At 63.2% G+C, this 24,502-nt stretch carries 34 protein-coding genes; 1 reads left to right on the forward strand and 33 read right to left on the reverse strand.

The annotated features are described in order from the left end of the window. Positions 1-67: 67 nt before the first annotated feature. From ACZ1JV_RS22665 to rpsJ, 32 genes are all read right to left on the reverse strand, one after another. Positions 68-2,233, reverse strand: a complete 2,166-nt coding sequence (locus ACZ1JV_RS22665; RefSeq protein ID WP_465150626.1) for a prolyl oligopeptidase family serine peptidase — start codon at positions 2,231-2,233, stop codon at positions 68-70. A gap of 237 nt (positions 2,234-2,470) precedes the next feature. Next, positions 2,471-2,893, reverse strand: coding sequence for a 50S ribosomal protein L17 (rplQ, locus tag ACZ1JV_RS22670; protein WP_465135926.1), 423 nt, complete (start codon positions 2,891-2,893; stop codon positions 2,471-2,473). A 148-nt stretch (positions 2,894-3,041) separates the two neighbouring features. Then, positions 3,042-3,437: a diacylglycerol kinase family protein gene (locus ACZ1JV_RS22675; protein WP_465148395.1), complete on the reverse strand. Its 396-nt coding sequence runs from the start codon at positions 3,435-3,437 to the stop codon at positions 3,042-3,044. Positions 3,438-3,581: 144 nt separating this feature from the next. Beyond that, entirely contained in the window at positions 3,582-4,649 is a 1,068-nt protein-coding gene (locus ACZ1JV_RS22680) for a DNA-directed RNA polymerase subunit alpha (RefSeq protein ID WP_465150627.1), read from the reverse strand. Positions 4,650-4,754: 105 nt separating this feature from the next. Beyond that, positions 4,755-5,144, reverse strand: coding sequence for a 30S ribosomal protein S11 (rpsK, locus tag ACZ1JV_RS22685; RefSeq protein ID WP_007011846.1), 390 nt, complete (start codon positions 5,142-5,144; stop codon positions 4,755-4,757). A gap of 51 nt (positions 5,145-5,195) precedes the next feature. Next, positions 5,196-5,564 (reverse strand): 30S ribosomal protein S13, encoded by a 369-nt coding sequence (rpsM, locus tag ACZ1JV_RS22690; RefSeq protein ID WP_142635077.1) that lies wholly within the window; start codon positions 5,562-5,564, stop codon positions 5,196-5,198. Positions 5,565-5,962: 398 nt separating this feature from the next. Next, positions 5,963-6,655 (reverse strand): SRPBCC family protein, encoded by a 693-nt coding sequence (locus ACZ1JV_RS22695; protein ID WP_465150628.1) that lies wholly within the window; start codon positions 6,653-6,655, stop codon positions 5,963-5,965. Between the two features lie 105 nt (positions 6,656-6,760). Continuing rightward, positions 6,761-7,408 carry an adenylate kinase gene (locus tag ACZ1JV_RS22700; protein WP_465150629.1) on the reverse strand — a complete coding sequence of 216 codons (648 nt, stop codon included), beginning with the start codon at positions 7,406-7,408 and terminating at the stop codon, positions 6,761-6,763. 35 nt (positions 7,409-7,443) lie between these two features. After that, complete coding sequence (secY, locus tag ACZ1JV_RS22705; RefSeq protein WP_465150630.1) at positions 7,444-8,811, reverse strand: preprotein translocase subunit SecY; 1,368 nt, start codon at positions 8,809-8,811, stop codon at positions 7,444-7,446. A 237-nt stretch (positions 8,812-9,048) separates the two neighbouring features. Continuing rightward, complete coding sequence (gene rplO, locus ACZ1JV_RS22710; RefSeq protein ID WP_465135932.1) at positions 9,049-9,528, reverse strand: 50S ribosomal protein L15; 480 nt, start codon at positions 9,526-9,528, stop codon at positions 9,049-9,051. A 153-nt stretch (positions 9,529-9,681) separates the two neighbouring features. Further along, on the reverse strand, positions 9,682-11,055 hold the full coding sequence (locus ACZ1JV_RS22715; protein ID WP_465150631.1) for a hypothetical protein: 1,374 nt from the start codon (positions 11,053-11,055) through the stop codon (positions 9,682-9,684). A 115-nt stretch (positions 11,056-11,170) separates the two neighbouring features. Continuing rightward, complete coding sequence (locus tag ACZ1JV_RS22720) at positions 11,171-12,718, reverse strand: hypothetical protein (RefSeq protein ID WP_465150632.1); 1,548 nt, start codon at positions 12,716-12,718, stop codon at positions 11,171-11,173. Between the two features lie 150 nt (positions 12,719-12,868). Next, a complete protein-coding gene (rpmD, locus tag ACZ1JV_RS22725; protein WP_395331284.1) occupies positions 12,869-13,045 on the reverse strand; it encodes a 50S ribosomal protein L30 in 177 nt (58 codons plus the stop codon). 6 nt (positions 13,046-13,051) lie between these two features. Further along, positions 13,052-13,756, reverse strand: coding sequence for a 30S ribosomal protein S5 (gene rpsE, locus ACZ1JV_RS22730; protein WP_465135935.1), 705 nt, complete (start codon positions 13,754-13,756; stop codon positions 13,052-13,054). Between the two features lie 2 nt (positions 13,757-13,758). Then, positions 13,759-14,097, reverse strand: a complete 339-nt coding sequence (gene rplR / locus ACZ1JV_RS22735; protein WP_465135936.1) for a 50S ribosomal protein L18 — start codon at positions 14,095-14,097, stop codon at positions 13,759-13,761. Next, positions 14,097-14,630: a 50S ribosomal protein L6 gene (gene rplF / locus ACZ1JV_RS22740; RefSeq protein ID WP_465135937.1), complete on the reverse strand. Its 534-nt coding sequence runs from the start codon at positions 14,628-14,630 to the stop codon at positions 14,097-14,099. The genes rplR and rplF overlap by 1 nt, the downstream gene beginning before the upstream one ends. Next, positions 14,630-15,025 carry a 30S ribosomal protein S8 gene (gene rpsH, locus ACZ1JV_RS22745; protein WP_465135938.1) on the reverse strand — a complete coding sequence of 132 codons (396 nt, stop codon included), beginning with the start codon at positions 15,023-15,025 and terminating at the stop codon, positions 14,630-14,632. Before rpsH ends, rplF begins: the two co-directional genes overlap by 1 nt. A 12-nt stretch (positions 15,026-15,037) precedes the next feature. Continuing rightward, a complete protein-coding gene (gene rpsN, locus ACZ1JV_RS22750; RefSeq protein WP_086490047.1) occupies positions 15,038-15,343 on the reverse strand; it encodes a 30S ribosomal protein S14 in 306 nt (101 codons plus the stop codon). 26 nt (positions 15,344-15,369) lie between these two features. Then, a complete protein-coding gene (gene rplE, locus ACZ1JV_RS22755) occupies positions 15,370-15,951 on the reverse strand; it encodes a 50S ribosomal protein L5 (RefSeq protein ID WP_142635097.1) in 582 nt (193 codons plus the stop codon). Next, entirely contained in the window at positions 15,944-16,261 is a 318-nt protein-coding gene (gene rplX / locus ACZ1JV_RS22760) for a 50S ribosomal protein L24 (RefSeq protein ID WP_465150633.1), read from the reverse strand. Before rplX ends, rplE begins: the two co-directional genes overlap by 8 nt. Then, positions 16,261-16,629, reverse strand: a complete 369-nt coding sequence (gene rplN / locus ACZ1JV_RS22765; protein WP_395331271.1) for a 50S ribosomal protein L14 — start codon at positions 16,627-16,629, stop codon at positions 16,261-16,263. The genes rplX and rplN overlap by 1 nt, the downstream gene beginning before the upstream one ends. Positions 16,630-16,833: 204 nt before the next feature. Beyond that, on the reverse strand, positions 16,834-17,103 hold the full coding sequence (gene rpsQ / locus ACZ1JV_RS22770) for a 30S ribosomal protein S17 (RefSeq protein ID WP_021233437.1): 270 nt from the start codon (positions 17,101-17,103) through the stop codon (positions 16,834-16,836). A 12-nt stretch (positions 17,104-17,115) separates the two neighbouring features. Next, a complete protein-coding gene (rpmC, locus tag ACZ1JV_RS22775; RefSeq protein ID WP_465135939.1) occupies positions 17,116-17,316 on the reverse strand; it encodes a 50S ribosomal protein L29 in 201 nt (66 codons plus the stop codon). 12 nt (positions 17,317-17,328) lie between these two features. After that, positions 17,329-17,763: a 50S ribosomal protein L16 gene (gene rplP, locus ACZ1JV_RS22780; RefSeq protein ID WP_465135940.1), complete on the reverse strand. Its 435-nt coding sequence runs from the start codon at positions 17,761-17,763 to the stop codon at positions 17,329-17,331. Between the two features lie 22 nt (positions 17,764-17,785). Further along, positions 17,786-18,481: a 30S ribosomal protein S3 gene (gene rpsC / locus ACZ1JV_RS22785; protein ID WP_142635107.1), complete on the reverse strand. Its 696-nt coding sequence runs from the start codon at positions 18,479-18,481 to the stop codon at positions 17,786-17,788. Between the two features lie 3 nt (positions 18,482-18,484). Further along, complete coding sequence (rplV, locus tag ACZ1JV_RS22790) at positions 18,485-18,862, reverse strand: 50S ribosomal protein L22 (protein ID WP_132386855.1); 378 nt, start codon at positions 18,860-18,862, stop codon at positions 18,485-18,487. Continuing rightward, a complete protein-coding gene (rpsS, locus tag ACZ1JV_RS22795; protein WP_142635109.1) occupies positions 18,859-19,140 on the reverse strand; it encodes a 30S ribosomal protein S19 in 282 nt (93 codons plus the stop codon). Before rpsS ends, rplV begins: the two co-directional genes overlap by 4 nt. A 6-nt stretch (positions 19,141-19,146) precedes the next feature. Continuing rightward, entirely contained in the window at positions 19,147-19,983 is an 837-nt protein-coding gene (rplB, locus tag ACZ1JV_RS22800; RefSeq protein WP_465135941.1) for a 50S ribosomal protein L2, read from the reverse strand. Positions 19,984-19,988: 5 nt separating this feature from the next. Beyond that, positions 19,989-20,300 (reverse strand): 50S ribosomal protein L23, encoded by a 312-nt coding sequence (locus ACZ1JV_RS22805; RefSeq protein ID WP_465135942.1) that lies wholly within the window; start codon positions 20,298-20,300, stop codon positions 19,989-19,991. Continuing rightward, complete coding sequence (rplD, locus tag ACZ1JV_RS22810) at positions 20,293-20,919, reverse strand: 50S ribosomal protein L4 (protein ID WP_465135943.1); 627 nt, start codon at positions 20,917-20,919, stop codon at positions 20,293-20,295. The genes ACZ1JV_RS22805 and rplD overlap by 8 nt, the downstream gene beginning before the upstream one ends. Before the next feature lie 2 nt (positions 20,920-20,921). Beyond that, complete coding sequence (gene rplC / locus ACZ1JV_RS22815; protein WP_465150634.1) at positions 20,922-21,677, reverse strand: 50S ribosomal protein L3; 756 nt, start codon at positions 21,675-21,677, stop codon at positions 20,922-20,924. A 347-nt stretch (positions 21,678-22,024) separates the two neighbouring features. Further along, positions 22,025-22,336, reverse strand: a complete 312-nt coding sequence (gene rpsJ / locus ACZ1JV_RS22820; RefSeq protein ID WP_007011873.1) for a 30S ribosomal protein S10 — start codon at positions 22,334-22,336, stop codon at positions 22,025-22,027. A 213-nt stretch (positions 22,337-22,549) separates the two neighbouring features. On the opposite strand from rpsJ, the gene ACZ1JV_RS22825 reads away from it, so the two are divergent. Next, on the forward strand, positions 22,550-23,050 hold the full coding sequence (locus ACZ1JV_RS22825) for a hypothetical protein (protein ID WP_465150635.1): 501 nt from the start codon (positions 22,550-22,552) through the stop codon (positions 23,048-23,050). 199 nt (positions 23,051-23,249) lie between these two features. On the opposite strand, the gene tuf is transcribed toward ACZ1JV_RS22825, so the two are convergent. Further along, positions 23,250-24,440 carry an elongation factor Tu gene (gene tuf / locus ACZ1JV_RS22830; protein WP_465135945.1) on the reverse strand — a complete coding sequence of 397 codons (1,191 nt, stop codon included), beginning with the start codon at positions 24,438-24,440 and terminating at the stop codon, positions 23,250-23,252. Positions 24,441-24,502: the final 62 nt, after the last annotated feature.

Below are 24,502 nucleotides of genomic sequence, written 5' to 3' on the forward strand. Positions count from 1 at the left end.
AGCTTGTGAACATCCTGAACCGTGACGACAGCCACGGTTCAGGATTATCACTCATTTCATTAATGGATTACTGCGCCGCCGGCTTCAGGCCCGTCCATTGCGCCATGAAGGCCAGAACGTCGGCATTTTCCTCGATCTGCTTGTCGGTCGGCTTGCCCGAGCCATGGCCCGCGCGCGTATCGATGCGGATCAGATGCGGCTTGTCGCCCAACGAAGCGTGCTGGAGCGCGGCGGCGTATTTGAACGAATGGCCCGGCACCACACGGTCGTCAGTATCCGCCGTGGTGACGAGGATCGCCGGATAAGGCGTGCCGTCGTGGATGTTGTGGTAGGGCGAATAGGCGCGCAGCACCTTGAAGTCCGCCTCCCGGTCCGGATAGCCGTAATCGTCCACCCAGTAGCGGCCCGCCGTGAACCGGTCGAAGCGCAGCATGTCCATCACGCCCACTTGCGGCACGGCAGCAGCGAACAGGTCCGGCCGCTGGTTGGTCACCGCGCCTATCAGCAAGCCGCCGTTGGAGCCGCCCTGAATGGCCAGACCGTCCTTGGCAGCGATGCCCTGCGCCTTCAGGTACTCGCCGGCGGCAATGAAGTCGTCGAAGACGTTCTGCTTGTTGGCGCGGCGGCCCGCGTCATGCCAGTCACGCCCGTACTCGCCGCCGCCCCGCAGGTTCGCCATGGCATAGGCGCCGCCGGCCTGCACCCAGGCCATCGTCTTCGGCGAATAGCCCGGCGTCAGCGCGATATCGAAACCGCCATAGCCGTAAAGCAGCGTCGGCACCGCCTTGCCCGAGGCCGCCACGTCCTTGCGGCGCACCAGGAACATCGGCACGCGGGTGCCGTCCTTCGAAGTGTAGAAGCGCTGCTCCACCACGATCTGGTTGGGATCGAATTGCATCTTCGGTTCGGCGAAGATCTCGGACTTGCCGGTACGCATGTCGAGCCGGAAGATCGAGGCCGGCCGGTTGAAGCTGGAGAACGAATAGAACGTCTCCGGATCGCCCGGCTTGCCGTGGAAGCCCGAAGCCGTGCCGATCCCGCTGAGCGCCAGCGAACGCGGGCTCTTGCCGTCCAGCGACAGGATCTCCGCATGGCTGGAGGCATCGCGCATGTAGTTGAGCACGAGGTTGCTGCCGATCACGCCCGCGCGTTCGAGAATATCGTCACGCTGCGGCACGATCTCGGTAAAGCTGGGCGCCGCCTGCGCCAGGTCGATGCTGACAAGGCGATAGCGCGGCGCGTTCTGGTTGGTGACGAACCACAGCTTCTGCCCCGCCCCTTCGACCAGGCTCCAGTCGTCGGCAAAGCCGGAGACGATCGATGTGGCCTGCCAGCCCTTCGTCTTGCGCGCGGCCAGGTCGATCACATGGATGTCGTTGCGCGCATCGGTGCCGATGGTGGAGGCGATTACCACCAGGCGGCCGTCTTGCGTGACTTGCGCGGTATGGCCGTAGTCCGGATGGTCCGGCGTGGCATAGACCAGCTCGTCGGCCGACTGCGGCGTGCCCAGGCGGTGATAGTAGATGCCCTGGTTGTAGTTACGGCTCTGGAACGTCTCGCCTTCCTTCGGCGCCGGGAAGCGCGAATAGAGGAAGCCGTCCTCACCGATCCACGACAGCGCGGAGAACTTCACCCAGCGCAGTTCGTCGGCCATGACCTTGCCGGTATCGACGTCCAGCACATGCAGCACGCGCCAATCGCTGCCACCGTCCTGCACGCTGTAGAGCAGGTAGCGGCCTTTGTCCGAAGGCTCCCAGCTATCCAGCGCAGTCGCGCCGTCCTTGGCCCAGGCATTGGGATCGAGCAGCAGGCGCGGCGTGCCGGTAAGGCCGTCGCGCACGAAGAGCTGCGACTGGTTCTGCAGGCCGGAGTTGCGCGTGTAGAAATAGCGCTTCCCCGCCTTCTGCGGCAGGCCGAAGCGCTCGAAGTCGGTCAGGGTGCTGATCTGCTTCTGGAACCAGGCGCGCTGCGGCAGCGTCTTCAGGTAGGTTTCGGTGAAGCCGGATTCGCGCGTTACCCAGTCGGCCACATCGGCATCGTGCCGCACATCCGCTTCGAGCCAGCGGTAGGGATCGGCGATCTTCTCGCCGAACTGCGTTTCCACCACGTCGCCACGGCGCGTTTCGGGGTAGCTCATTGCCGACTTGTCCTGTGCCGAGAGAGAAGTAGCCGCCAGAAACGCCATGCCGACAGCCCCGCCAAGAAGCCACTTACGGCCGGCCAAACGCACCATGTTATTCTCCGAGAATGAAAAAAGCGGCCGTGAGCCTAGCACTCACGACCGCCCTTTCAATCTCGCCAGCGGCTTTCCTGTTGGAAAGCCCGGGCTTTAATCCGGCTTATGCCGGATTGCGGCACCGGCCCTCTCCCCCACCCGACCACCCAACAATAGTACCCTATGGGTGGTCGGGTGGGGGAGAGGGCCGGTGCCGCAAGGAAGATGCGCTTCAGCGCATCTTCCCAAGCCCGATTACGCTTCGGCGTATTCGTTTTCTTCGGTCAGGACCGGACCCGAGTCCTTGCCCTTTTCCGAAACGTCGCGGTCAACGAGTTCGATGATCGCGATCGGAGCGGCGTCCGAAGCGCGGATGCCGGCCTTGATGATGCGGGTGTAACCGCCGCTGCGGCCTGCATAGCGCTCGGCGAGCACTTCGAAGAGCTTCTGTTCCTGAGCCTCGTCCATCAGGCGGGCGTGCGCCAGACGACGGTTCGAAAGGCCGCCATGCTTCGCGAGCGTGATCAGCTTTTCGATGTAGGGGCGCAGTTCCTTCGCCTTGGGCGTGGTGGTCTGGATCTGCTCGTGCTTGATGAGCGCGGCAGCCATGTTGCGCAGCAGAGCGGCGCGGTGGCCCGAGGTACGCTGCAGCTTGCGCTGGCCATACTTATGACGCATGTCTTCTTCTCCGTTCGTCAGGCAGCCGTTCAAGGTACTGCCTGCCGGGCGATGTGGTACGGCCACCGCCCCAAGCCGGTTCACTTACGTGTGAAGGGCGCCCTCAATACGAAAACGGCGGGAGAGTCAAGGATTGATGCCCTCCCCCTTACCCTAGCAAGGCCAAGACCGGCGGCCCAAGCGTCAGAAATCCGATGCCTGCAGCCGAGATCGAGGCAACTAGAACCGCGCCCGCCGCAATATCCTTGATGCGACCTATCGCCACATCGAAGCCGGGCTCGATCCGGTCACACAACGCTTCGACCGCAGTGTTGAACGCTTCGGCCAGCCAGACGAGCCCCATGGCGAGCAACAGCCAGCGCCATTCGCCTGCCGAAACCTTTAGAAACAGTCCAGCGGCCACCACGCCGATTGTCGCTGCCAGATGCACCCGCGCATTGTGCTCGCGCAGCACCATGCGACAAAGCCCGCGCCAGGCATGACCAAAGCTGGCGAGACGGGCGCGTGGGCTAAACCGGATACCGTACCTGTGCCGATCGTCCATACCGCCTGCTAGCCGCCAAACCCAGCGCGCGAACAGCGATCTTTCCGTGGAGATCCGGTGCACTATGCGTGCAGACGCCGCCCAAAGAAAAAGGCCCCGCGGTTTCCCGCGAGGCCCTCTTCAATTCGGTACCGAAGGTGCCGATCAGCCAAGCAGTTCCTGCTCCAGCTTCTTCGCCATCTCTTCGATGTTCTCGGGCGGCCAGCCCGGAATGTCCATGCCGAGGCGCAGGCCCATCGACGAAAGGACTTCCTTGATCTCGTTGAGCGACTTGCGGCCGAAGTTCGGCGTGCGCAGCATCTCGGCTTCGGTCTTCTGAACCAGATCGCCGATGTAGATGATGTTGTCGTTCTTGAGGCAGTTGGCCGAACGGACCGACAGTTCCAGCTCGTCCACCTTCTTGAGAAGGTAGCGGTTGAGCTGGTTGGTGTCGCTCTCTTCCGAAGCAGCAGTGCCGCCAGCAGCCATGCCGATCATCGGCGAGGCGCCAACCGGGGCGATATCTTCGAAGTGGACGAACAGCGCCAGCTGGTCCTGAAGGATGCGCGCGGCGTATGCCACGGCGTCTTCCGGGGTGACGGTGCCGTCGGTTTCGACAGCGAGGCTCAGCTTGTCGTAGTCGAGTTCCTGACCGATACGGGCATTGTCGACCTTGTAGCTGACCTGACGGACCGGCGAGTAGAGCGAGTCGACCGGGATAAGACCGATCGGCGCGTCAACAGGACGGTTCGACACGGCGGGGACGTAGCCCTTGCCGGTGTCGGCGGTGAGTTCCATGTTCAGGACCGCACCATCGTCGAGATGGCAGATCACGAGGTCCTTGTTCATGACCTCGATATCGCCCGACACGGCGATGTCGCCGGCCTTCACTTCGCCCGGGCCAGTGGCCGAGAGCTGGAGACGCTTCGGGCCTTCACCCTGCATCTTGAGCGCGATCTGCTTGACGTTGAGGACGATGTCCGTGACGTCTTCGCGAACGCCGGCCAGCGACGAGAATTCGTGAAGGACGTTCTCGATCTTGATCGAGGTGATCGCGGCTCCCTGAAGCGAGGAGAGCAGCACGCGGCGCAGCGCGTTGCCGAGCGTCAGGCCGAAGCCACGCTCCAGCGGTTCGGCGACGAACGTCGCCTTCAGCTTGGGGTCGGGTCCCGGCTTGATCTCAAGGCTGTTCGGCTTCTTGAGTTCCTGCCAGTTCTTGATGTTGACAGTCATGGACTTCCCCTGGGAGTGATGGCGGTTACGCCCCGAAGCCTGGTGGAAAGGCCCGGGACGTTCCGAAGTCGGACGACGACCGGTTCGCCGCCCGTATTAGCTCGATCAGACGCGGCGGCGCTTCGACGGACGAACACCGTTGTGCGGGATCGGCGTCACGTCGCGGATCGAGGTAATGGTGAAGCCGACAGCCTGGAGGGCGCGCAGAGCGCTCTCACGACCCGAACCCGGGCCCTTAACTTCGACTTCGAGGGTGCGCACGCCGTGCTCGGCGGCCTTCTTGCCGGCGTCGTCAGCGGCGACCTGCGCGGCGTAGGGAGTCGACTTGCGGCTGCCCTTGAAGCCCATCATGCCGGCCGAGGACCACGAAATCGCGTTGCCTTGGGCGTCGGTGATGGTCACCATGGTGTTGTTGAAGCTAGCATTCACGTGGGCGATGCCGCTGGTGATGTTCTTGCGTTCGCGGCGCTTAATGCGCTGGGGTTCGCGTGCCATGTCCGTATATCCTGTAGATTAGTCGCTGCGGGAAAGAAGCCGAAAGGCGACTTACTTCTTCTTGCCGGCGATCGGCTTGGCCTTGCCCTTGCGGGTGCGCGCATTGGTGTGCGTGCGCTGGCCGCGAACCGGCAGACCCTTGCGATGGCGCAGGCCGCGGTAGCAGGCGAGGTCCATCAGACGCTTGATGTTCATCGCGGTTTCGCGACGAAGATCGCCTTCAACGGTGTGTTCGGCGTCGATGGTTTCGCGAATCTGCAGGACTTCGGCGTCCGACAGGTCCTGAATGCGACGGCTGTGGTCAATGCCCAGCTTGTCGGCGATTTCCAGGGCCTTGGTACGACCGATGCCGTGGATATAGGTCAGCGCGATGATAACGCGCTTGTTGGTGGGGAGATTTACCCCTGCAATACGAGCCACTTAATTCTCCATGCTCCACAGGAATGCCCCTTCGGGCTTTCCCATCTCAACGCTCATGCACCTGAAACTGCTGAAATGGCAAAAGGTCCGGAGCACAGCAACATGATTGCCTGTACCATCCGGACTTGCCGCAAGTGTCAAGTGAACGGCGCGCTTAGAACGATTCGCAAGGCATGTCAACGCCCGCGAAGTCGCTTTCAAGCGCTCGGGCGACTGGGCCCGGACTGCGACCCGATGTGCGCAGCGTGCCGCGCTCCATGGCCGACGGGATCGTCGCCGCCTTTGTACGGTCGATCGGAACCCCGCTATGTGCGGACTGTAACTCATCCGCGCCGGCCAGTCAAAGAAACCGCTGCAAGGGCAAGCACCTGCCCTGCACGATTGCCCAGCAAACCGGTTCAACGCCCGATGATCCTTCCCTTCGTATCCGGTTCGGGCGCAGGCGGACCTGCCGGCTCCGCGCTCTCCACAGCGGCCGGATCTGCTGGCGGGGCTGATTGCAAATCCAGCGTCCCCGGCTTGAACGCCGCCGCGAAACTGCCGCCCAGCTTTTCGACCAGGCGGTCGACCTGCCCGCCCAGCACCCCGTCAAACATAGGTGCCAGTTTTGCAGCATCGCCACGGAAGAATCCGCCGACGACATATTCCACCAGAATCTGGGTGCCGGTCTCATCGGGCTTGAACTGGAACGTCAGCGTGGCGACCGCCGCATCGGCTTGCAGGGGCCCCAGCGGGCCGGACATCCGCAGCGCCCTGCCCTTGTCCACATAGATCACCCGCATGTGCTCCACGCCGCCCCGTGGCCCACCCTTGGCCCCATCCTTGCCCGGGAGCACTTCACAGAAGCAGCCGCCCGGCCGGACATCGAGCGAGAGGTTCGCCGCATCGCCCGAATAGGTGTGATCCGAATCCCACCACTGCGCGGGCTTCACCAGCACCGCCCACGCCTCGTCCGCTCCGACCGGCACATGCGCGACATAGCGCACGACCATGCCGCGCTCGCTTGCCTCCTGCACCCGCGCCGCCGCCGGTGCGGCGGCGATCGGACCCAGCCCCGCCAGAGCCAGAGCGGCAATCACAGCTACCTTCATATTCGTGGATCCCCCTGTCGGCCCCGCGCCTGCCCTGACGCTGCGAACCACTCTGCCCGGCCAGATACGAAAAGGGCCCGCGGTGTGCCGCGAGCCCTTCGATGCTTAGGATTTGAGCACCGCCTCGATGCCGGCGGTGACATTGTCCATCTCGGCCATTCCGTCGACCTTGGCGACGATCCCCCGTTCCTCGTAGACCGGCAGGATCGGCGCCGTCTTGGCGCGATATTCGGCCATGCGGGTGCGGACGGTTTCGGCATTGTCGTCCGGACGGCGCTTGAACTCGGTGCCACCGCACTTGTCGCAGACGCCCGGAACCTTGGGCTGTTCGAACTTGTCGTGATAGCCCTTGCCGCACGTGGCGCAGGTGAAGCGGCCGGTGATGCGCTCTACCAGCGCATCCTCGTTCACTTCCAGTTCGATCACATGGTCAAGCTTGCGGCCGCGCGCGGCCAGGATCTCGTCCAGCGATTCGGCCTGCGCGGCAGTGCGCGGATAGCCGTCGAAGATCGCGCCGGTGCCGGCGCCCATTGCGTCCAGCTCATCCCCGATCAGCGCCGACACGATCGCGTCGGACACCAGTTCGCCACGATCCATCACGGCCTTGGCCTCCAGCCCGGTCGGCGTGCCCGCCTTGACCGCGGCGCGGAGCATGTCGCCGGTCGAGAGCTGGCGCATGCCATGCTTCTCGACCAGACGCTGTGCCTGGGTGCCCTTGCCCGCCCCCGGCGGGCCCAACAGGATGATATTCACGCCTTACCCCTCAATTATCCCTGTGCCTGCGCCCCTCAGCGCATGCGTCCCTTCAGCTTGGCCTTCTTGATCAGGTCGCCATACTGGTGTGCCAGCAGGTGCGACTGGATCTGGGTGATGGTGTCGACCGTCACGTTGACGACGATCAGGAGGCTGGTGCCGCCCATGAACAGCAGCGGCAGACCCGTCATCGAGAGGAAGTACTCGGGAACGGTGCAGACCACGGTCAGGTACAGCGCACCGATCACGGTCACGCGCGTCAGCACGTAATCGAGATAGTTCGCGGTGTTCTTGCCGGGACGGATGCCGGGAATGAAGCCGCCATTCTTCTTCAGGTTATCGGCAGTCTCTTCGGGATTGAAGACGACGGCAGTGTAGAAGAACGAGAAGAAGATGATCCCGGCGGCATAGAGCGCCATGTAGAGCGGCTTGCCGTGGCCCAGGTACTGGTTGAGCGTGACGACCATCTTGCCGCCGACCGAATCCGGATTCAGCGACTTGCCAGCGAACTGGGTGATGGTCAGCGGCAGCAGCAGCAGCGAGCTGGCAAAGATCGGCGGGATTACGCCGGCCGTGTTCAGCTTGAGCGGCAGGTGGCTGCGGTCCGCCTGCATCATGCCGCGCTGGGTGGCGCGCTTGGGATACTGGATCAGCAGGCGGCGGGTCGCGCGCTCGAAGAAGCAGATGCCCAGGATCATGAGCACGACCAGCGCGATCAGCGAGATGATCAGGATCGAGCCGGTGTCGCCGGCGCTGTAGGCCTGGCCCACGTTGCTGGCGAAAGTCGGCATCTGGGCGACGATGCCCGCCATGATGATCAGCGAAACGCCGTTGCCGATGCCGCGCGAGGTGATCTGTTCACCCAGCCACAGCAGGAACATGGTGCCGCCGACGAGCGAGATCACCGCGCCGATGCGGAAGACCATGCCAGGATCGACGACAGCAGCCAGGCCGCTGGAAGCGCCATAGGCTTCAAGGCTGACGGCAAGGAACCAGCCCTGGATCGCGCAGAGCACGACCGCGCCATAGCGCGTGTACTGGTTCAGCTTCTTGCGGCCAGCTTCGCCTTCCTTCTTCAGCGCCATCAGCGCCGGGTGCAGCGCAGCGGCAAGCTGGACCACGATCGAGGCGGTGATGTACGGCATCACGCCAAGCGCGATCAGGCTCATGCGCGAAAGCGAACCGCCCGAGAAAGTGTTGAAGAGGTCGAGAATGCCGCCCTGCGTCTTGTCATAGAGCTTGGCGAGAATCACCGGGTTCACACCCGGGAGCGGCACGAAGCTCAGGAAGCGGAAGACGATCAGCGCACCGACCGTGAACCAGATACGGTTCTTCAGTTCGGTGGCCTTCGAGAAATTGGCCAGGTTCAGCGAGCTGGCAACGTTGTCGGCGCGAGAAGCCATGACGATTGGTAATGCCTCGAATAGTCGGTTCGCATTTGCCTTAGCGACTGCGCGCAGGCTTGTCGAACCCCGGTTCTGGTCCGCTCATATAGACATTCGTCCCGGGTCTGGAAGACCCGCCCTTGTCATTGTTCCCATATCATCCGTCATAATGCGGGTCCGGGAACAAAGAGAGGGCGAAGCGCATGGCGCCCGCCCTCTCCTATGAGCTTATCGCGGATGCGATGCCAACGGGCCTCAGGCCTCGGCGGCTTCCTTGGCAGGAACGATCACCGAACCACCAGCCTTCTCAACCGCGGCAACGGCGCCCTTCGAGGCACCGGCAACGTTGAAGGTGACCTTGGCGGTCAGTTCGCCCTTGGCGAGGAGGCGCACGCCGTCCTTACCACCACGAGCCAGACCGGCGCCCTTGAGAGCGGCGTGGTCGACAGTGCCGGCGATGTCCAGCTTGCCCGCATCGATGGCCTTCTGCACCATGCCGAGGTTCACTTCAGCGTAGTCGCTGGCGAACTTCTTGTTGCTGAAGCCACGCTTCGGCAGTCGCATGTGGAGCGGCATCTGGCCGCCTTCGAAGCCGTTGATCGAAACGCCCGAGCGTGCCTTGGCACCCTTCTGGCCGCGGCCAGCGGTCTTGCCCTTGCCCGAACCGATACCACGGCCCACGCGGATGCGGCGGTGACGGGCGCCGGCGTTGTCACGGATGTCATTCAGTTTCATAATCTGCACTCGCTTTCGCTTTAAATCGCGCTTGAAAGGAAGGCGGGCCCTTAGGGGAAAGCCGTCGGGCTGTCACCCCCTAATCCGGTGATCGCTGCGCAAACCGCCCGTTTCTGCCCATTTCCAGCCCTACACTGGTCCGTTTGCCGGCTTTCAGGTGCCGCGAAGGCGGATCATCACCTTGCCCTCGCCGCCAATCGGCCGGCCTTCCGAATCGCGGCCGGGCTGCCATTCCAGCACGTCGCGGCCCAGCTTGCAGATATCGGTGTCGAACTCCGGCGAAATGGTCTTCGGCGCGAATTCGCACGAGGTCATCTTTCCGCGCGCGTCCACCTTGAAGGTCAACGAATGGCGGGTCATCTCGTCCTTATGGAAGATCGTGCCGTAGCGTTCGCCCAGCTTGCCCAATTCGTTGTTGAAGTCCGCCTTGCTGCCGTCGGCCAGTTTCGGCTCCTCCGCCAGGGCGGCGTAATCCTCATCGGAGACCATCGGCTTCATCCGGCGCACCATGCCGACCCATCCCGATCTGCGCGCGATCTGCATCGGCGAATCGCGGTCGACCAGCGCCTGGCACTGCGCGCCCGAGGGGCTGGCCTTGCGCGAGAGGAGAAAGCGCACCGCCTCATCCCGGTGATAGGCCATGGCCCAGGCCAGCGGCGTCATGCCGAAGAGATCCGGAGCATCGATCATGCCCATCGGCATCGGCCTGCCCGTGGACTGATCCGCAGGCTTTTCATTGCCCTTTTCATTGGGCTTTGCAGATGGCTTGTCCGTCGCGGCAGCCGCAGCCTTCTTCAGTTCGCGCGCCTCTTCATCCAGCATCCGGCGCATCGCCGCGACATTTCCGCGCCGCGCCGCGTCCGCCAGCGTCGCACCGGTCTGCAGCGGGCCGAGATCCGGGAAGCCATAGGCGCGCGTCGGCGCCTCGCTGACAGCGCGAACGACCGCGCCGCGCGCAGACCCCACATCCTTGCCGGCCGCATCGGCCTCCTGTGCCGCGAGCGGCCGGCAGATATCGCGATAGGGATAGGCCGGATCGGCGATCAGCGCTTGGTTGAAGGCGCGCGCAAAGGCGACCAGCTTATCCTCGCTGCCACCTTCGGCAGACCCGCTCGCGGTGTCGGAGGGTTCGGGCGACGGCTCGCCATCCTCACCATAATACGTGACCACGCGGGCCATGCGCGGATTGAGCCCACCACGCAGCGCGCAGATCGCGCCAAATTCGCGCGTGTCGATTCCCTCGACGGTAACGGCGGCGACCAGACGGAAATCGCCGGCAGCGGCAGCCTTTTGCGCTTCCTCGATCGGATCGGCGCGACCGGAAGCGAGTGCCGCCTTCAGCGCGCGATCGGCATTGCGATTGCGCTCCAGCATCGCGGGATCCGCCAAGGGATCGGCGCAAGGCGGCTCGGCAGCGGGGCTTTCTTCAACGTAAGTCTCGTCGTCGCCCGAGGTGCCGCCACTGCAGCCGGTGACGGCAAGCGTGGCGAGAATCAGCGATGAGGCCGCGATTGTCCTGCGAAGCAAGGTATCCCCCAGGGAAGTGCAGTGTGCCGGAATGGGGGGCGCTTAGCACAGGATTCGGGCTCGGGTGGAGATGAACTTGCACCAACGCACAGCTTTTCGTGCCGCAGCCGGCCGATCAACGGCTTCGATTGCAGTCCGCCCAGACGTCGATGGTCTCTTCGTGCAGCCATTCCGGCGTGAGCACGCGGGCAACGAGGCGGCAGTTGCGCAGGGCATAGGCACGGACCGGCACCATGGTTTCCCAGTTCACCGGACCCTGTCGGGGCTTACTGGCCGTGACCAGCGTGCTCGGCCGCTCGGCGAGTACCCGGCGGACCTCGCCAAGCGTGGAAAGATGGCTGACGTCCTTCTCGATGCCCTGCGCAAGATGGGGGCCGAAAACCAGCGGGGTGACGAAGCGGTGGCCGGTCATCGGATACAGCTGGAAGGGGCCATCATAGACAAATAGCGGGCCGCCATCGTCGTGGCTGTGCACGGCCTGCGCCAGTTCCGCAATCGCCGCGCGGGATCGGGCGGCGTGATCGAAGTCGAACGCCTGCGTGTCGCGGAAAGCCAGCAGCGCCATGAAGGCGAGCGCCACCGGCCCAGTCCAGCGGCCGGCCAGAAAACCGGCGCCGGCGATGCTCAGCGGAACCAGGATCGGCAAGGCATAGTGCGGATAGAAGTTCGGCACCGACAGCAGCCCAAGTCCCGCCGCCGCGAGCCATCCGAATAGAAACACGCGCTCGCCCCGCGCCATCCTGGGAAGGCTCAAGACAAGGAGAATCGCGAAAGGCGCCAGCATGACGAACATGATAAGCGCGCGGATCGCGGAAGACGTGGGATCGATGGTCTTGTGCAGGTTCGCCCCGACCATGGCATGCCACCAGATCGGGCCATAGCCGGCAAGCGCGTAACCGAAAGCGATCGCCAGCGTCGGCGCGGCGCCCACCAACGCCCATCCAGCGATAGTCTGCAGCTTGCGCCGCGTGGCGAGAGGAGAACGCCAGAGCGCATGCGCGGCGTAAATGCCCAGCCATGCACATTCGAACAGGCTGGTCTGCTTGATGGTGATCGCGCAGCCGCCCAGCGCCATCGCCAGCCAGCAACGCCACCCCGCCCTACCCTCGCGGAGTTCCTGCGCCGATTGCAGGATCAGCAGCGCGGCGATCGCGACGAAGAGGTTGTACCAGACCGGCGCTTGACCGAAGAAACCCTGCGCCTGCTCCAGCCAGAGCAGATAAGCCAGGCCTGCGAATATACCCCCCTGCCCGCCGTGCCACCGGCGCGCGATGCGGCTGATGACCCAGGCCGTCGCCGCTGCGAAAGCCGTTGAGGCGAGTTGGTAGGCGATCGGTTGATCCGAAATCGCGGTGATCAGGTAATAGAGGAAGAACAGGCCCCAGGGCTTGCGGTCCCACACATCCACATAGGGCACGGCGCCGTGATGCATGGCCAGGCCCACCGTCTGGTAGAACACCTCGTCGCCGTGGACGTTGGGGTCACCGTAAGTGCTGGCTCGAAGCAAGACCGCCACGCAAAGGAACAGCAGCGCGGTCGGCGCCCGCCTTATCGTCCAGCCCCGCGCGAATCCGCCCGTGAGCCTGGCGATGTCGTCGGCTTCGGAACCGAAACCGGCACCCGCTTGCCACGTCCTGCGCTGGAATACGCCTGCCTGCCCCACGCGGCCCCCTTTCCGCTATCCGCATAAGGCCGCATGGTTAACGAACACCCACGCACATCTACTTGGCACAAAGAAAAAGGCCCCGGCGTTTCCACCGGGGCCCTTTCATGTTCCTGTTCCGAACCTTTCGGTTCGAGACCGGAGGATCGATCAGTCGATCACCGCAACCATGTGCGGCAGCTTGGCGATCGCACCGCGGACTTCCGCAGTGTCTTCCAGCTCGACGACCTTGTGCATCTTGCCGAGGCCCAGACCGATCAGGATCTTCTTCTGGTTCTCGGGGCGACGGATCGGCGAACCGATCTGCTTGATCTTGATCTTCGCCATGACTGCTTACTCCGCGATGGCTTCGGCAGCGGCTTCCGCCTCTGCCTCATTCGCGCCGCCGCGACCCAGCAGGTCGGCAACCTTCTTGCCACGACGCTGGGCAACCGACTTCGGCGAAGTCTGGTTGGTCAGCGCGTCGAAGGTGGCGCGGATCATGTTGTACGGGTTCGAGGTGCCGACCGACTTGGTCACGACGTCATGGACGCCGAGGCTTTCGAACACGGCGCGCATCGGACCACCGGCGATGATGCCCGTACCGGCGGGAGCCGTACGAACGTTCACGTTACCGGCGCCGAAGTGGCCCTTGCCGTCATGGTGCAGCGTGCGACCGTCCTTCAGCGGCACGCGGACCATCTTCTTCTTTGCAGAAGCAGTGGCCTTCGTGATCGCTTCAGGCACTTCGCGTGCCTTGGCGTGGCCGAAGCCGACGCGACCCTTGCCGTCGCCAACGACGACGAGAGCTGCGAAACCGAAGCGCTTGCCGCCCTTCACGGTCTTCGAAACGCGGTTGATGTGGACGAGCTTCTCGATGAGCTCCTCGCCCTGTTCTTCCTCGTTGTTGCCACGGCCGCCACGGCGGTCGTCGCGACGGCCACGGCCGCCACGCTCGCCGCGTTCGCCACGGCCGCGACCACGACCACGACCTTCGCGGACTTCCTGGCCTTCAGCGGCCGGAGCCTCGGTCTGGATTTCGGTGTTTGCGTCAGCCATGATCAGAACTCCAGCCCGCCTTCACGGGCGGCTTCGGCCAGCGCCTTGACGCGGCCATGGAAGAGGAAACCGCCACGGTCGAACACAACCGAGGTAACACCCGCCTTCTTGGCGGCCTCGGCGAGTTCCTTGCCAACGCGGGTCGCGGCATCCATGTCGGTGCCCTTAGCGCCAAGAGTATTGGCGGCGGCCAGCGTACGGCCCTGCGCATCGTCGATGATCTGCGCATAGATGTGACGGCCGGTGCGGTGCACCGACAGGCGAGGACGGCCGCCCGAACGGGCCTTCAGGGCCGTGCGGACGCGGCGAGCGCGGCGCGCGAAAAGAGAAAGCTTGGCCATTACTTCTTCTTCCCTTCCTTGCGGAAGATGAATTCGCCGCGGTACTTGATACCCTTGCCCTTGTAAGGCTCGGGCTTGCGCCAGCGACGAATTTCGGCCGCGAGTTGGCCGACCTTCTGCTTGTCGATACCGGAGATCTCGACCGTGGTGTTGTCCGGCGTCTTGACCTCGATGCCTTCCGGCACAGCGATGTCAACGTCGTGCGAGTAGCCGAGCTGCAGCTTCAGGTTCTTGCCCTGAGCCGCGGCGCGGTAGCCGACGCCCTTGATTTCGAGGACCTTGGAGAAGCCGTTGGTAACGCCTTCGACCAGGTTCGAAACGAGGGTACGCTGCATGCCCCAGTGGCTGCGGGCAGCCTTGGTCTGGTTGGCAGGCTGAACGGCGATCGAACCTTCTTCGACCGAGTAGGTCACGAGGTCCGACAGACCCATGGTGAGGGTGCCCTTGGGGCCCTTCACGCTGAGCGTGCCGTTATCGATGGCGGCAGTGACCCCGCCAGGGATCACAACCGGCTTTTTGCCGATGCGGCTCATCAGAACACCTCCGCAAGCACTTCGCCGCCGACGTTCTGCGAACGTGCTTCGGCATCCGAAAGCACGCCGCGCGGCGTCGAGACGATGGTGATGCCAAGACCGTTGCGCACAACCGGGAGTTCCTTCGAACCCGAGTAGACGCGGCGGCCAGGCTTGGAGACGCGGGCGATGTGCTTGATAGCGGCTTCGCCCTCGAAATACTTCAGCTCGATGCGCAGCTGCGGGTGGGCACCGGTGGTGTCATCGCTGAAACCACGGATGTAACCTTCACGCTGCAGAACTTCGAGCACGCGCGCACGCAGCTTGCTGGCGGGAGAAAGGACGGAGTCCTTCTTCGCCTGCTGGCCGTTGCGGATGCGGGTGAGCATATCACCCAGGGGATCGGTCAATGCCATTGCTTCTAACCCTTACCAGCTCGACTTGGTCACGCCGGGGATCATGCCCTTGTTGGCAAGATCACGCAGCTCGACGCGGCAGAGGCCGAACTTGCGGTAATAACCGCGCGGACGGCCGGTCGTGGCGCAACGATTGCGAACCCGGGTCGGGTTGCCGTTGCGCGGGATCTCGGCCAGCTTCAGGCGAGCGATGAGGCGCTCGGTTTCGTCGAGCGATTCATCAGCAGCGACCGCCTTGAGGCGCTCGTACTTGCCTGCATACTTCTTGACGAGCTTCTTGCGACGCTCGTTCTTGTTCACGGAACTCAGTTTCGCCATGGACTTAAGCTCTCTCTATCAGCGGCTCACGCCGCTTCCTTCTGTTCCGAAGCCGCTTCGGCCGGGAACGGGAAACCGAAAAGACGCAGCAGTTCGCGTGCTTCTTCGTCGGTCTTCGCGGTGGTGGTGACGATGATGTCCATACCACGCACCTTCTCGATCTTGTCGTAGCTGATCTCTGGGAAGATGATCTGCTCCTTGAGACCCATCGCGTAGTTGCCGCGGCCGTCGAACGACTTGGGGTTCAGGCCACGGAAGTCGCGAATGCGGGGCATCGCGATCGTGATGAGGCGATCGAGGAATTCGTACATACGCTCGCGACGCAGGGTCACCTTGCAGCCGATCGGCATGCCTTCGCGCAGCTTGAACTGTGCGATCGACTTGCGGGCCTTGGTGATCACCGGCTTCTGACCAGCGATGGCTTCCATTTCGACAGCGGCGGTCTGGACCTTCTTCTTGTCCTGGCTCGCCTCGCCCACGCCCATGTTGAGCGTGATCTTTTCGATCTTGGGCACTTCCATCGCGTTCTTGTAACCGAACTTCTCGGTCATCGCCTTGACGATCGCGTCGTCATAGCGGGTGCGCATACGCGGAGTGTAATCAGCCATCCATGGTCTCCCCGGACTTCACGGCCACGCGGACCTTCTTGCCGTCCTTGACTTCGAAGCGAACGCGGGTCGGCTTGCCGTCCTTGTCGGCAACGGCAACCTTGCTGATCGCCATCGGAGCCGGAGTGCGCTCGATGCCGCCCTGCGGGTTCTGCTGGGTCGGCTTGCGGTGCTTGGTAGCGACGTTCACGCCCTCGACCACGACCTTGGCGTCCTTCGGCATAACCTGAAGCACGGTGCCGGTGCGGCCCTTGTCCTTGCCGGACAGGACGACGACGGAGTCACCCTTCTTGATCTTCGCGGCAGCCATTACAGCACCTCCGGAGCAAGCGAGATGATCTTCATGAAGCCCTTGCCGCGAAGCTCGCGCACGACGGGGCCAAAGATACGGGTGCCGATCGGCTCCTCGTTCTTGTTGATCAGCACGGCGGCATTGCCGTCGAAGCGGATCACGCTGCCATCAGCGCGACGCACGTCCTTCTTGGTACGCACGATCACCGCACGGTGAACGTCGCCCTTCTTGACGCGAGCGCGGGGCTGCGCCTCCTTAATCGACACCACGATGATGTCGCCGACGCCTGCGAAACGACGCTTCGAGCCACCCAGCACCTTGATGCACTGGACGCGCTTTGCGCCGCTGTTGTCCGCGACGTCGAGATTGGATTGCATCTGGATCATCGATCCGAGTCCTTCTCAACTGGCTTGCCGGAACCAGTCCGGCAGTTCCTAAAAAGACAGGCCCACGAGGGGCCCGAGTCGCCCCGACGGGCGAAGTGCGGCCCTTTGCCGCATTCACCCGCCCAGGTCAACACTCTTGTCCGGCCCTGAGGCCGAGGCTGACTTGATCCGGAAATGCCCCGAAGGACATTTCCGTTTCAGATCTTATACCTCGGCTTCGAGCGCCGTACCCTTGCTCGCCTGAAGACGGTCAAGAACCTTCCAGGTCTTGGTCTTCGAGAAGGGCTTCGTCTCCTCGATCCGGACGCGTTCGCCGGTCTTGAAGGCGTTGTCTTCGTCGTGAGCGTGATACTTCTTCGAGCGACGGATGATCTTCCCGTAGAGGGGGTGCTTCACCTTGCGCTCGACCAGTACGGTCACGGTCTTGTCGGTCTTGTCGGAAACGACGGTCCCGATCAGAATACGCTTGGGCATCGTGTTTCCTCCTTAGGCCTGCGCCGAACGCTCGGCCTGGAGCGTCTTGATGCGGGCGATGTCACGACGCACCTGCTTGATGCGCGCGGGCGCCTCAAGCTGGCTGGTCGCGGCCTGGAACCGCAGGTTGAACTGTTCGCGCTTCAGCTCGACGAGATCAGCAGTGAGCTGGTCGTCGGTCTTGGCACGAAGGTCTTCGATCTTGTTTGCCATGATTCGACTTCCTTACTCGCCGCCAAGGTGCGAAGTGTCGCCGAGGCGAGCAACGACCTTGGTCTTGATCGGCAGCTTCATCGCAGCGCGGCTGAAAGCCTCCGCTGCGAGGGGGCCAGCGACGCCGTCCAGTTCGAACAGGATGCGGCCCGGCTTGACGCGAGCTGCCCAGTATTCGATCGAACCCTTGCCCTTACCCTGACGGACTTCAGCAGGCTTCTTCGAAACCGGCACGTCGGGGAAAACGCGGATCCAGAGACGGCCCTGGCGCTTGATGTGACGCGTGATCGCGCGGCGAGCCGCTTCGATCTGGCGGGCGGTGATCCGCTCCGGCTCGAGGGCCTTGAGGCCGTACGAACCGAAATTCAGGTCGGTGCCACCCTTGGCTTCGCCCTTGATCCGGCCCTTGAAGGCCTTGCGGAACTTGGTCTTCTTTGGTTGCAGCATGGTGCTTACTCTATCCTAAGCCTCAACGCGCGGGACGAACGCCGGAGGTCTGAGCCTCCAGCATCAGGCGGTCCTGCGCCGTCGGGTCGTGGCCCAGGATCTCACCCTTGAAGATCCAGACCTTGATGCCGATGATACCGTATGCAGTCAGCGCTTCGGCTTCGGCATAGTCGATGTTCGCACGCAGCGTATGCAGCGGCACGCGACCTTCGCGGTACTGTTCGACACGGGCGATTTCAGCGCCGCCGAGACGGCCACCGCACATGATCTTGACGCCTTCGGCGCCCAGACGCATCGCGGACTGCATCGCACGCTTCATCGCACGGCGGAACGCCACACGACGGATCAGCTGATCGGCAATGCCCTGAGCGACGAGCTTGGCATCGATTTCCGGCTTGCGGATTTCGACGATGTTCAGCTTCACTTCGCTGCCGGTCATCGTGGCCAGCTCCTTGCGGAGCTTCTCGATGTCAGCACCCTTCTTGCCGATGATCACACCGGGACGGGCTGCGTAGATCGAGATGCGGCACAGCTTGGCCGGACGCTCGATGACCACCTTCGAGATAGCGGCCTGGGGCAGCTTCGCGACGATGAACTTGCGGATCTTGAGGTCTTCCTCAAGCAGCTTGCCGTAGTCCCGGCCTTCCGCGAACCAGCGGCTGTCCCAGGTACGGTTGATCTGCAGACGCAGACCGATCGGATTGCTCTTATGACCCATGGATCAGGCCTCCTCGACTTCGCGAACGACGATCCGCAGGCGCGAAAACGGCTTGAGGATACGGGTGGACTTGCCGCGACCACGAGCGTGGAAACGCTTCATGGTGATCGACTTGCCAACCGACGCCTCGGCGACGACGAGAGCGTCGACGTCGAGGTTGTGGTTGTTTTCCGCATTCGCGATCGCCGAAGCGAGGATCTTGCGAGCGTCCTGGGCCATCGCCTTCTTGGAGAAGGCCAGGATGTTCATCGCGTCCTCGACCTTGCGGCCACGGATAAGCGCGGCGACCAGGTTGAGCTTCTGGGCCGAACCACGAATGGTGGTGCCGACAGCCAGAGCTTCCTTTTCGCCTACGCGGCGGGGTGCTGCCTGCTTGCTCACTTGCGCTTACCCTTCTTGTCGGCAGCGTGACCCGGGAACGTGCGCGTGGGCGCGAATTCACCGAGCTTGTGGCCAACCATGTCCTCGTTGACGGCAACGGGGATGAACTTGTGCCCGTTGTAGACCTGGAAGGTCAGACCAACGAACTGCGGAAGGATGGTGGAGCGACGCGACCAGGTCTTGATCGGACCAGCGCGGGTGCCGGCATCCTGCGCGACCTCGGCCTTCTTGAGAAGGTACAGGTCGACGAAGGGGCCTTTCCAGACGGAACGTGCCATCGTGTCTTACCTCTTCTTCTTGGCGTGGCGCGAACGGATGATCATCTTGTCCGTCTGCTTGTTGTTGCGAGTGCGAGCGCCCTTGGTCGGCTTGCCCCACGGAGTGACCGGATGACGGCCGCCCGAGGTACGGCCTTCACCACCGCCGTGCGGGTGATCGACCGGGTTCTTGGCAACACCACGGGTAAGCGGGCGACGGCCCAGCCAACGGCCGCGACCGGCCTTGGCAAGCGTCTGGTTGGCGTTGTCGGGGTTCGACACGGCGCCAACGGTGCCCATGCAGTCGCCACGCAGGTAGCGCTGCTCGCCCGAGTTGAGGCGAACGATGACCATGCCGCGGTCACGACCGACGACCTGAACATAGGTGCCTGCCGAACGTGCGATCTGACCGCCCTTGCCGGGCTTCATTTCGACGTTGTGGCAGATCGTGCCGACCGGCATCTGCGACAGAAGCATGGCATTGCCGGGCTTCACGTCGGTCTTTTCGCCGGCGACGACAACGTCGCCAACGGCCAGACGCTGCGGCGCGATGATGTAGGCCAGTTCACCGTCGGTGTACTTCACGAGCGCGATGAAAGCGGTGCGGTTGGGATCGTATTCGATACGCTCCACAACAGCTTCCATGTCCCACTTACGACGCTTGAAGTCGATGAAGCGGTACTTCTGCTTGTGACCACCGGCGATGCCACGCGAGGTGACATGACCCTTGTTGTTGCGGCCGCCAGTCTTGCTCTTGCCTTCGGTCAGCGCCTTGACGGGCTTGCCCTTCCAGAGCGACGACTTGTCGACGAGGACCAGGCCGCGGCGAGCGGGGCTGGTCGGGTTGTAGCTCTTAAGTGCCATCGGAATTAACCCCGCACGCCTTCGGTGATGTCAATCGACTGACCTTCGGCCAGCGTGACGATCGCCTTCTTCACGTCGCTGCGGCGGTAAGCCTTACCGCGCCAGCGCTTGGTCTTGCCCTTGACGTTCAGCGTGTTCACGCCGGTGACCTTGACGTCGAACAGTGCTTCGACGGCGGCCTTGATCTCGGGCTTGGTCGCCTTGTCAGCAACCTTGAAGACGACGGCGTTCTGCTCGGAAAGCAGGGTCGACTTCTCGGTGATGTGCGGCGAGAGGATCACGTCGTAATGACGGATGTCCACGTTGGTCTTAGCCATTGAAACGTGCCTCCAGCTTTTCGACAGCGGCGCGGGTCAGCACCAGCGTATCGTGCTTCAGGATGTCGTAGACGTTGGCGCCCACGGCGGGGAGCACGTTGATGCCGACGATGTTGCGGGCAGCGCGGGCGAAGCCCTCGTTGACCTGCTCACCATCGACCACGAGCACCTTCTTGCCGAAGCCGGCCTTGGCCAGCTGACCGACGAGCACCTTGGTCTTGGCATCGGCGACATCGAGCGAGTCGACGACGACGAGGCCGTTCTGGGCCTTCGACGACAGAGCCATCTTCAGACCGAGCGCGCGGATCTTCTTGTTCAGCGAGACGTTGAACTCGCGGCGACGGGCACCGTGAGCCTTACCACCGCCGATGAAGACGGGAGCAGCGCGGTCGCCGTGACGGGCAGTACCGCCACCCTTCTGGCGGCCGAACTTCTTGCCGGTACGGGCAACGTCCGAACGCTCGCGGGTCGCGCGGGCGATGCCGCGGCGGTTTTCGAGCTGCCAGGTGACGACGCGGTGCAGGATGTCGGCGCGCGGCTCGAGACCGAACACGTCGTCCGACAGTTCGATGTCGCCCTTGCCGGCAGTGCCGTCGATATTGAGGACCTGAACCTTCATGATTAGCCCTCCTGGCCTTCGGTCGCTTCGGGAGCCGCGGCTTCAGCCGGGGTCACGGCAGCGGCCGTATCATTGGTGTTGGCAACCGACTTGATGCCGGCGGGGTACGGAGCCTCGACGTGACGGTCGACCTTGACGGCGTCCGAAACGGTGAGCCAGGCGTTCTTCGAACCGGGGACCGAGCCCTTGACGAAGATCAGGCCACGCTCGTCGTCCACGCGGACGACTTCGAGGTTCTGCTGGGTGCGCTGACGGTCGCCCATGTGGCCGGCCATCTTCTTGTTCTTGAACACCTTGCCCGGATCCTGACGGTTACCCGTCGAACCGTGGGCACGGTGCGAGATCGAAACACCGTGGGTGGCGCGCATACCGCCGAAGCCCCAGCGCTTCATGGCGCCCTGGAAGCCCTTACCCTGGGTGTGGCCGCCTACGTCGACCAGCTGGCCGGGCACGAAGTGCGAGGCAGCGATCGTGGCGCCAACTTCGAGGAGGGCGTCGTCGGCGACGCGGAATTCCGCGACGCGCATCTTGAGGGGGACCTGAGCCTTTGCGAAGTGCTCACGCTGCGGCTTGGCAACGTTCTTCTGCTTTGCTTCGCCTGCACCGAGCTGAACCGCGACGTAGCCGTCACGATCAGCGGTACGGACAGAAACCACCTGACAGTCTTCAAGTGCCAGGACAGTGACGGGCACGTGGCGACCGTCCTCCTGGAACAGGCGGGTCATCCCGACTTTCTTGGCGATCACGCCTGTACGCATGACCTTTCTCCTTACAGAGGCGTACGCAGGACCATCCCCCGTACGCGTGTCCAACCCTGTTATGATACGAACCCCGTCCGGGTCAGGTGTTCCCTGCAAACCCACAACGGGCAGCGGAAACGAGACGGGGGACGCATTCCCGACGCTTCCCGAAAGAGGCGGCGGAGGTATCCCTTGTGTCCCCTCGGTTTCCCTTAGGGGCGCTGTCTCTGCGAACTGCTGTTCGCAAAGCCGGCCGCGAGGCCGACAAGGTAATTTGGATCCGAGGATCCGAATTTCACCTGATCATTTTAAGTCCGATCAAAAAGACTGTCGGGGCAACCTTGGCGGTCGCCCCGTAAACCGGCTTAGGCCAGCTTGATCTCGACGTTCACGCCGGCAGCCAGGTCGAGCTTCATCAGAGCGTCGACGGTAGCTGCGTTCGGCTGCACGATGTCAAGCAGACGCTTGTAGGTGCGGACTTCGAACTGCTCACGCGACTTCTTGTCGATGTGCGGACCACGGTTAACCGTGAACTTTTCGATCTTCGTCGGCAGGGGTATGGGCCCACGAATCAGAGCGCCGGTGCGGCGGGCCGTGTCGGCGATCTCGCCAGTGGCCTGGTCGAGCACGCGATGGTCAAACGCCTTGAGGCGGATACGGATGTTCTGAGCTTCCATTACCTACTACCGATGAGAAAGAGCCAAAGGGCATACGCCCCGTCAAATTCGAACCGCGCCCCTACACGCGGAATGCGAGTCGGGCAACCCCTGATTTCACGTAGCACGGCAGGTTTTTCGCAGGCCGCCGACGCCGTTCGTCGCATCCGCCCTTCCCTACCCTCTGCGTGCTTCCTACGTTGAAAGCGCGACGCCTAACAGAAGCCGCTCTCAATGCCCTCCATCATCACGACAATTTCGAGCGCGTTCGCCGCGCTGACTCTTGCAGGCCTGGCCCCCAATGCCCTTGCAGCCGATGGCCCAACCTACGCCCAAAGCGAAACCGGGACCCCCATCAACCTCGACGAGACCGACGTATTGACCGCCCACGTCGGCATACCCGATGCAACGGGCGGCCCAGTGGACGACGCCTGCCGGGCAGCCGCCCGCGCCAGCAATGGCGGCAATGACGGCACGATCGTCGTCTGCTCCCACGGCGGCGACGGCACGGACCCGCGCGTCCCGGCATCGAAGTCCGTAGACGAAAGCACGCGCACGGGCGCTGCGTACCCACCGGACGTCGGGCACCTGCCCGGCTGCCTTGGCCCCTGCATCACCATACCGTTCGGCCGCGTGCCGGAACCGGTCTACTACATCGACCTCAAATCCATCCCCGAGACCCCCAAGGGTTCGGATGCCTGGAAGGTCGGACAGGGTGAGTTGCGAGCGCACTAGTGCGGTTTCCGATCCAATTGCATCGGCTCGACCCCTCTAAGTTTCTCGCTTGCCGCATTTTCTAATCAGGTGATGCCACCTGATTAGAAAATGCTCTAAGGGCGCCCGCCAAGACTTCGAGCCCCATCAACGCGAAAAGCCCGGACTTCCTTTCGGAAGCCCGGGCCAATCACGTTAGCCGAAGCTGACGATCGACGAATTACTTCGTGATCGTGGCAACGACGCCCGAACCGACGGTGCGGCCGCCTTCGCGGATTGCGAAGCGGAGACCTTCGTCCATGGCGATCGGAGCGATCAGCTTAACCGACAGCGAAACGTTGTCGCCGGGCATGACCATCTCGGTGCCCTCGGGGAGGATCACTTCGCCGGTCACGTCGGTGGTGCGGAAGTAGAACTGCGGACGGTAGTTCGCGAAGAACGGCGTGTGACGGCCACCTTCGTCCTTCGACAGAACGTAAACTTCTGCCGAGAACTCGGTGTGCGGGGTCACGGTGCCGGGCTTGGCGAGAACCTGGCCACGCTCAACGTCGTCGCGCTTCAGGCCACGAACCAGAGCACCGATGTTGTCGCCGGCTTCACCCTGGTCGAGCAGCTTGCGGAACATTTCGACGCCGGTGACGGTGGTCTTCTGCGTGTCGCGGATACCGACGACTTCGACTTCTTCACCAACCTTGACGATGCCGGTTTCGACGCGGCCGGTAACAACCGTACCACGACCCGAGATCGAGAACACGTCTTCGACGGGCATCAGGAAGGGCTTGTCGGTCGGACGCGGCGGCTGCGGGATGAAGTCGTCAACGGCCTTCATCAGCTCGAGGATCGAGCTCTTGCCGATGTTGTCGTCGCGGCCTTCAAGAGCGGCCAGAGCCGAACCCTTGACGACGGGGATGTTGTCGCCGTCGAAGTCATACGACGAGAGCAGTTCGCGAACTTCGAGTTCGACGAGCTCGAGCAGCTCGGCGTCGTCGACCTGGTCGACCTTGTTCATGTACACGACCAGCTGCGGCACGCCGACCTGGCGAGCGAGCAGGATGTGTTCGCGGGTCTGCGGCATCGGGCCGTCAGCAGCGTTCACGACCAGGATAGCGCCGTCCATCTGGGCAGCACCGGTGATCATGTTCTTCACGTAGTCAGCGTGACCCGGGCAGTCGACGTGCGCGTAGTGACGGGCTTCGGTCTCGTACTCAACGTGAGCGGTCGAGATCGTGATGCCGCGCTCGCGCTCTTCCGGAGCCTTGTCGATGTTCGCGAAGTCAACGGCTTCACCGCCGAAGGTTTCCGACATCACCTTGGTGATGGCGGCCGTCAGGGTGGTCTTGCCGTGGTCAACGTGACCGATGGTGCCGATGTTGCAGTGCGGCTTGTTCCGCTCGAATTTTGCCTTCGCCATCTTTCAAACCTTCTTTGCTTGAATTGTAATCTGCGGGATGTGAGGCAGCGCCCGCCGAAACA

This window comes from Novosphingobium sp. BL-S-19 (assembly GCF_055521675.1).